This window comes from Achromobacter sp. ACM03, assembly GCF_014851665.1.
In the GTDB taxonomy this organism is placed as follows: domain Bacteria; phylum Pseudomonadota; class Gammaproteobacteria; order Burkholderiales; family Burkholderiaceae_B; genus Achromobacter; species Achromobacter aegrifaciens.
The window spans coordinates 199,835-206,141 of record NZ_JACVAD010000009.1 but is presented as its reverse complement, the minus strand read 5'-3'; the positions used below and the strand labels follow the sequence as shown (position 1 = coordinate 206,141).

Genomic DNA, 6,307 nt, shown 5'->3' with positions numbered 1-6,307 from the left:
TTGGCGCCGCCGGTTGCACCGCCCACGGCTCCGGTCACGTTGCCGAGCAGGCCCGTCACCGGCGCCAGCAGTCCGCCATTGGCGCCGCCGGTTGCGCCGCCCACGGCTCCGGTCACGTTGCCGAGCAGGCCCGTCACCGGCGCCAGCAGTCCGCCATTGGCGCCGCCGGTTGCGCCGCCCACGGCTCCGGTCACGTTGCCGAGCAAGCCCGTCACCGGCGCCAGCAGTCCGCCCGTACCACTCGCGCCGCCCGTCAGGCCACCGGTCACTCCGCCCAGGCCCAGGGTGCCGGTCAGCGAAGCTACGGCAGCCGTGGCGTTGTGTAGTGTCGAACCCAAGGGGTTGGGATTGGATGGCGAGGCATGGAGCAAGCCGCCCGCAGTGTTGAGCGCGCCGCCGAGGTTCCGTACGACATCGTTAAGCCCAGTCGCGTTTCCCGGCAAGGCGCTGCCCAGATTGGTGACGGTGCCGCCCAGGCTGCTTAGCAGCCCCGCCACCGGTGCGCCCAACTTGGCGCCATCGCCCACTTGCTGCGTCAGACCAGTAACCTTGGCGACCAGCGGACTGGCGGTCGAATCGAGTGCGTGGCCTACGCCGCCCAGCACGGGTTGGAGGCCCAGCGGCAACACGTTATCGACGGCCTGACCTGTGTTGCCCAATGAGGGTTCCAGCACTCCCAACGCGGGGCCGCTCAAGACCTCTCCCGTCAGGCTGCCAACCACCTGGGTCAGGGGCTGCAGCAGGCCGCCCTGGCCCGATAGCGCCCCAGTCAGGGCGCCTATAGCGCCTGTGGTGTTGCCCAGCACTGTGGTCAGAGGATTCGGGTTGTTCGGGTTCGCACTCAGCAGGCCGCCGGTGCTGGCCACGGTTTTGCCCAGGCCATCCACCAGGCCTCCGACGCCGGTGCTCAGACCTCCAGGCAGTCCCGTGCCCTTGACGCTTGCGCCCAGGTCGCTGACCAGGCCGCCCACCTGCTTGACGACGCCGTCGGCGGGCTGGCCCAAGCCGGTCGTGGCGCCGATCTGCTGGGTCAGGCCGACGACGGTGTCGGCGACCGGCTTGATCGTGGGATCCAGCGCCTTGCCCACGCCGCTCAAGGTCGTGTCCAGATTGAGGGGCAGGGTGTTGTCGAGCGCCGCGCCGGTATTGCCCAACGTGGTTTCCAGCAGGCCGCTCACGCGCGGCGGGTTGGTGCCGCCGCCAGGATCGGTGCCGCCTCCGGGGTCAGTGCCGCCGGGGTTGGTCCCGCCGCCGGGGTTGGTCCCGCCACCGGGATTGGTACCACCGCCCGGGTCGGTGCCGCCGCCAGGGTTGGTACCGCCGCCGGGGTTCAGACCGCCGCCGGGATCCAGGCCGCCACCGCCAGGATTGGTCGGAATGTCCGTCCCGGGCAGGCCCGCGGTTTTCTTTCCGCCGCCGCCACCGCCGCAGGCGGCCAGGGCGCTTACCAGCGCGGTGGCAAGGACGGTGGCGGTCAGGACGCGTTGCAGGCGGCGCGTGTCGGAATGGGTATGCATGGCGAGCTCCTTTGGTTGGAAGAGTCAGGCGTCGAAACAACCCGATACGCTTCCTCATGCACAAACCATGCCAAGATTTTTCAGGCCCGCTTCAAGACGCCTGCTTCGGTAAACTCTGAGGAAATAAATCGCTTCATTATCAATGGGATATGGCGGTGATTAAGGGTTTTCCTTAAATCTGGAAAATCCTCACTTTTGCGATCGCCAGGAGCCTGCGAATGTTACGGAAAGCCGCCCATCCGACGTAACGTTACGGCGGGCGTTACGTAACGCCGGTGGCGTCGCCCAAGGAAAAACGCCCGTCATGGCGGGCGTTCATCGGCTTGTCGGGCGCGCTGTTCAGGACGGCTAGAACGCGTCGTAAAACAGCGAATAGTTGGCGTTGAAGCGCACGTCGCGGTTGTCGTTCACGGTGGCCGATCCCACCGGCTTGGCCACGTTGAAATCGAACAGATAGTATTTGTCGTCGGTAAAGCGCAAGCCGAGAGCCACGGAAGACAGGTGCCGCTGGTTCAAAGTCTGCAGGTCCTTGTTGTTGTACCAAGTGCGTGCGTAGTCGACCAGGGCGTAGGGCTGCACGCTGGAAAGGTATTCCCAGCCCACGCCGAAGCGGCGATTGATTTCCGCCGATACGCCGACGCCCTTGTCGCCGCTTTGGTCGCCCTGCGGATAGCCCATGGCGTAGCGCCAGCTACCGTACGAGATCTGTTCGGACGACGGCAGGATATTGCTGGAGTACTGCGCCGCACCCGAGAAAACCAGGCCGATCTGGGCGGGCAGCACGAAGGTCTGCCTGGCGTTGAGGTTGTAGCGGGTGAAGTCCAGGTCCAGCAGCGGGGTGGCGGAATAACCGTAGTTGGTCGCGATGTCCTTCTTTGCCCCCGCCGCGTCGAACCCCTTGGCCACGCTCAACGTGACGTCGGTGGCCTTGGTCTCGGACACCTGGATGTAGCGCATTTCGGCGGTCGCCGCACGCACCTGCGCATCCTGCTGCAGCCACCGGTCGGTGCTGTGTGCCTCGTACCGGTCCTTCGAATTGGCCGCGTATACGCCCAGCGTTCCCGTCAGCGATCGGGTGTTGTTCAACAGGAATGGATAGCTCACGCCAACCCCGATGCGGTCGTTCTTCACGCGGCGTTCGAAGCCCAGCATTTCGATCGCGTCGTCCTGGGGCCGGGCGTCGTAGTGGTAGCCGTCGATCTTGATCGCCAGGCCGTCCGCACCAATCGGCACGCGGATTTCACCCGACACGTACTTCACGTCATCGGTATTGAAGGGCACCGAGGCTGTCAGCTTCACTTGCTCGCCCAGGGGCGTCAGGCTGTTGGTCGCCAGGTTCACGATGGGCTGCATGCCGGTGCCCAGGTCTGCGATGCCGCCGGTCAGGCTGACGGGCTGGCGGCTGGCCGCCAGCACCAGTTCGGTCGCGCCGTCCGCGCGGCGCGGCAAATCCAGGCTGGGCGTGAACTTGACGCCGGGCACGGTGCGCATCAGGTTCAACTGACGTTCCAGCGTGGCCTGCTTGAGCGGCCTTTCTTCCTGCATCGGCGCGGCCAGCGCTTCAAGCCGGTCCTGCGCATTGCCGATGTCGCCTTCGATCCGCACGTTGGCGATGTAGCCCTCGACCACTGTCACTACCACCAGGCCGTTGGCGAAGGTCTGGTTCTGCAGTAGTGCGAAGGAAAGCGGAAAGCCCTTGTCGCGGTAGAGCTGCGTGATCTTGTCGACTTCCTGGACCAGCTCGCCCAGGCTGATTTCCTTGCCAGCCAGAGGGCTGAGCAATCCGGACACTTCCTCGAATGGAATGGCGCGCACGCCGCTGACGTCGAAATTGCGCGGCACGATGCGTTGAGCCAGCCGGGCCTGCAAGGCCAGTTGTTCTGGCGTTGCGGTCTGGACGTAGGGCGGGGGTTGCGTTGCCGACGGCGGACGCTCCAGCCGCGGCATGGCGTCCACCGGGTTGCCGCGTAGCGGGCCTTCCGCCCTGGCCTGAGAGCTGGCCGCCAATATGCACAAGAGGGCGAGGCAAATCGGACTCGCCGGAAACATGCGTCTCTTGCCTTTTTCGTCTCTCATTTCCGCTGGCGCTTCTGAACGGATAGCTGATCCCGATCGAGTATCGGATGGAAAAGGGCTGCAACAGTGTTAGGAAAAAGTTGCATTTGCCGGTGCGCATATGGTGCCAGCAATCCCGGCAGAATGACAATTAATTTCAAATTCCGCCTCCCTCGGCTCATCGCGTCGACATTATTTCGGAATATTCTTCCGTTGCGGAAACTATTTTCGGGCCAAGATAACCGCCGTTCAGCCGGATTTAATAATGTTTTCGAAAACTTAGGAGCGTTCGTTACACATCTTATGTCGCAATATAGCGAAATTCAGTGAAAACCCTGATGTGTATGATTTGGCAATATATAAACTAAAGATACGTATCAAAAATACGCAAAATGTGTGGCCCGCCCGGAGGTCAAGATGGCTGGGGATTACCGCAAGAATTGCTGCAACTGCCTGACGGCCGCGTATTGCCGTCATGGCTCGCCACAAGCGGGGCATTCATGAGCCCGGGCGATATCGTTCCGCTTTCATTCAATGGCGGTCTGGTGGCGCTTTCGTTCCTGATCGCCGCCTTGGGTTCGTATGTGGCCCTGCTGGCCGCAGCCGGTATTCGGGCAGAAACCCAGGACGGCGAAATCCGCATCGGCTATATCGTCATCGGCGCGGTGGCGATGGGCGGCGTGGGTATCTGGAGCATGCATTTCATCGGCATGCTGGCGCAGAACCTGCCGTTTGAAGTGGGTTACCAGGTCGGCCTGACGATACTCAGTTTCGTGGTCGCCGCAGGATTTTCCGGCTGGGCGTTTTGGTATGTCGGCCGCGAACGTTTCAGCTTTCTCCGATGCCTGGTCGGTGGCTGTGCCGCAGGGTTTGGCGTGGCCTCCATGCATTATGTCGGCATGAGCGCGGCGCGCATGCCGGCGGTATTGCTCTGGAACCTGCCGCTGGTGGTTTTGTCGGTGCTGATCGCCGTCATCGCGGCTACCGCGGCCTTGTGGCTTGCCTTCAATACCCAGAATGAACGCCAGCGCATCGGCGCGGCCGTTTTGATGGCCATCGCGGTTTGCGGCATGCACTACACCGGCGCGGCCGCCGGCGCCGTCATCTGCACGACCCAGAATGACGCCGTCGGCCTGCATATCGGCGGCGCCAAGCTGCCATACATCGCTTTCGCGCTCTCGATCGTCACCTTGTTCCTCATGCGTTGGCATTTGCAGCGCGCTTCCGAACGCTTTCGCGCGCGCACGGCGCAGCGCATCGACTCGATCATTGAATCGGCACCTGGCGCGGCTCCGGACAGATTGCCCGGAGCCACGCCAGGGCCGGGTTAGCTGGACCCTGGACGCGCGCCGCGGGAATCACGGCGGCGCGCAGGCAGTTCCAGGCTTTAGGGGGCCCTGCTTCTTGAAGAATGTTGAAGAACGGCCCCGGTCATCAATCGAGACCCATGGAGCTCGACATGAAAGCAACACTCTCGCAGTTCTGGAATGACGAAGAGGGCATCACTGCCCTGGAGTACGGGCTGATCGCGGGCATGGTGGCGGTAGCCCTCATTGTCGCGGTGGGGGCGTTTACCGGCGCTTTGCAATCGATGTTCTCGGACCTCGGGACCAAGCTCGACACTGCCCGGACCACGCCTCCCGCGGAGTGAGCCGCAAGCCGATCCGCGCCGCGGCGGCAGCGTATCCATAGCCGCCGCGGCGCGTGCCCGCAACATCGCATCACTTGATTGAAGGAGTCCGCGCCGATCCGGCGCGCCCGTTGTCGCATTCGTTTTTTCAGAAGGTCTTAGCCTTGTATCCAGGGGTAGTGCTGTGGTGGCTGTTGTTCACATGCTGGATTCTGGCGCTGATCCACGCCGATCTGCGCTATCGCCGCGTCCCCAACCGGCTGATCATCGCGGGACTTGCGGGCCAATTGCTATGGCTGCTGGCGGCCTTGCTGGCGCCTGGCTGGGCCTATCCGCCGCGATGGTCGGGATGGTGGATGGCGCTGGCCGGCTTTTTGGTCGCGGCGCCATTCCTGCCCTTGTGGCGCAGGCGTCTCATGGGAGCAGGGGATATCAAGGCCATCGCCGTGCTCGGACTGCTGCTGGGCTTCGCGCCGCTGATGGTGACGCTGGCGCTGGCCAGCGTGCTGGCCGGCCTGCATGGCTTGCTGTATCTGGCGGTGTCCCGGGTCTGGGCGCTGAGCAACCGGGCGCGGCAGATCCCCTATGCCGCGTATCTGGGCCTCGCCGCCGGCATCGCGGTTCTTATTCCGTGGAGTTCGCCTTGGTATTCGTGGTGTTCTTCCTGGTGTTTTACGGGATCCTGACATATTCCCTGGTGGTCGCCGCGCAGCATTCCGTGACCTTGGCCGCGCAGGATGGCGCGCGCAAGGTCTTGCAGTGGCAGGCGGGTTCCGCGTCGCTGACGGCGCGAGCCGACGCCGGCCGCGATTCCGCGCTGTACCAGGCGGAGTGGATCAGCACGATGTCCGCCGCGCCGGTCCAGGTGGCGGTTTGCGGCAGCGCGGGCGCGCTCAGCAGCGCGGCCGGCGGCGCCTGCAGCGGCATGCCGTTGGCGCAGGACCAGATCGAAGTCACCGTGTCCTACGCCTATGGGGCCCATCCGCTCATCCCCTCGGTGCCGCTGCTGCAGGCGGCGTTGATGCCGGCCTCCAGCGTGCTGAGTGCGCGCGCCACGGTGCATCTGGGCAATGCCCTGGGCGGGGGAGGCTGAGATGCGAGCCTG

Annotated in this window: 6 protein-coding genes; 4 read left to right on the top strand and 2 right to left on the bottom strand. The window is 64.2% G+C overall.

What is annotated here, in order from left to right; genetic code table 11:
- Window positions 1-1,517, bottom strand: a 1,517-nt coding sequence (locus tag IB257_RS28570; protein ID WP_192355130.1) for a collagen-like triple helix repeat-containing protein, incomplete at its 3' end; no start/stop codon positions are given.
- A gap of 348 nt (window positions 1,518-1,865) precedes the next feature.
- Complete coding sequence (locus tag IB257_RS28565; RefSeq protein WP_370126546.1) at window positions 1,866-3,464, bottom strand: ShlB/FhaC/HecB family hemolysin secretion/activation protein; 1,599 nt, start codon at window positions 3,462-3,464, stop codon at window positions 1,866-1,868.
- 608 nt (window positions 3,465-4,072) lie between these two features.
- On the opposite strand from IB257_RS28565, the gene IB257_RS28560 reads away from it, so the two are divergent.
- The 4 genes from IB257_RS28560 to IB257_RS28545 all read left to right on the top strand — a co-directional run bounded on the left by IB257_RS28560 (window position 4,073) and on the right by IB257_RS28545 (window position 6,295).
- Window positions 4,073-4,903 carry an MHYT domain-containing protein gene (locus tag IB257_RS28560; RefSeq protein WP_054453023.1) on the top strand — a complete coding sequence of 277 codons (831 nt, stop codon included), beginning with the start codon at window positions 4,073-4,075 and terminating at the stop codon, window positions 4,901-4,903.
- 128 nt (window positions 4,904-5,031) lie between these two features.
- Window positions 5,032-5,223, top strand: coding sequence for a Flp family type IVb pilin (locus tag IB257_RS28555; protein WP_192355131.1), 192 nt, complete (start codon window positions 5,032-5,034; stop codon window positions 5,221-5,223).
- A 143-nt stretch (window positions 5,224-5,366) separates the two neighbouring features.
- Complete coding sequence (locus IB257_RS28550) at window positions 5,367-5,888, top strand: prepilin peptidase (protein ID WP_082400946.1); 522 nt, start codon at window positions 5,367-5,369, stop codon at window positions 5,886-5,888.
- Window positions 5,834-6,295 carry a TadE/TadG family type IV pilus assembly protein gene (locus IB257_RS28545; RefSeq protein WP_082400878.1) on the top strand — a complete coding sequence of 154 codons (462 nt, stop codon included), beginning with the start codon at window positions 5,834-5,836 and terminating at the stop codon, window positions 6,293-6,295. Before IB257_RS28550 ends, IB257_RS28545 begins: the two co-directional genes overlap by 55 nt.
- Window positions 6,296-6,307 lie beyond the last annotated feature (12 nt).

Coding starts and splice junctions, on each gene's coding strand:
- IB257_RS28565 (WP_370126546.1), bottom strand. CDS start 3,464: ATGCCGCGGCTGGAGCGTCCGCCGTCGGCAACGCAACCCCCGCCCTAC.
- IB257_RS28560 (WP_054453023.1), top strand. CDS start 4,073: ATGAGCCCGGGCGATATCGTTCCGCTTTCATTCAATGGCGGTCTGGTG.
- IB257_RS28555 (WP_192355131.1), top strand. CDS start 5,032: ATGAAAGCAACACTCTCGCAGTTCTGGAATGACGAAGAGGGCATCACT.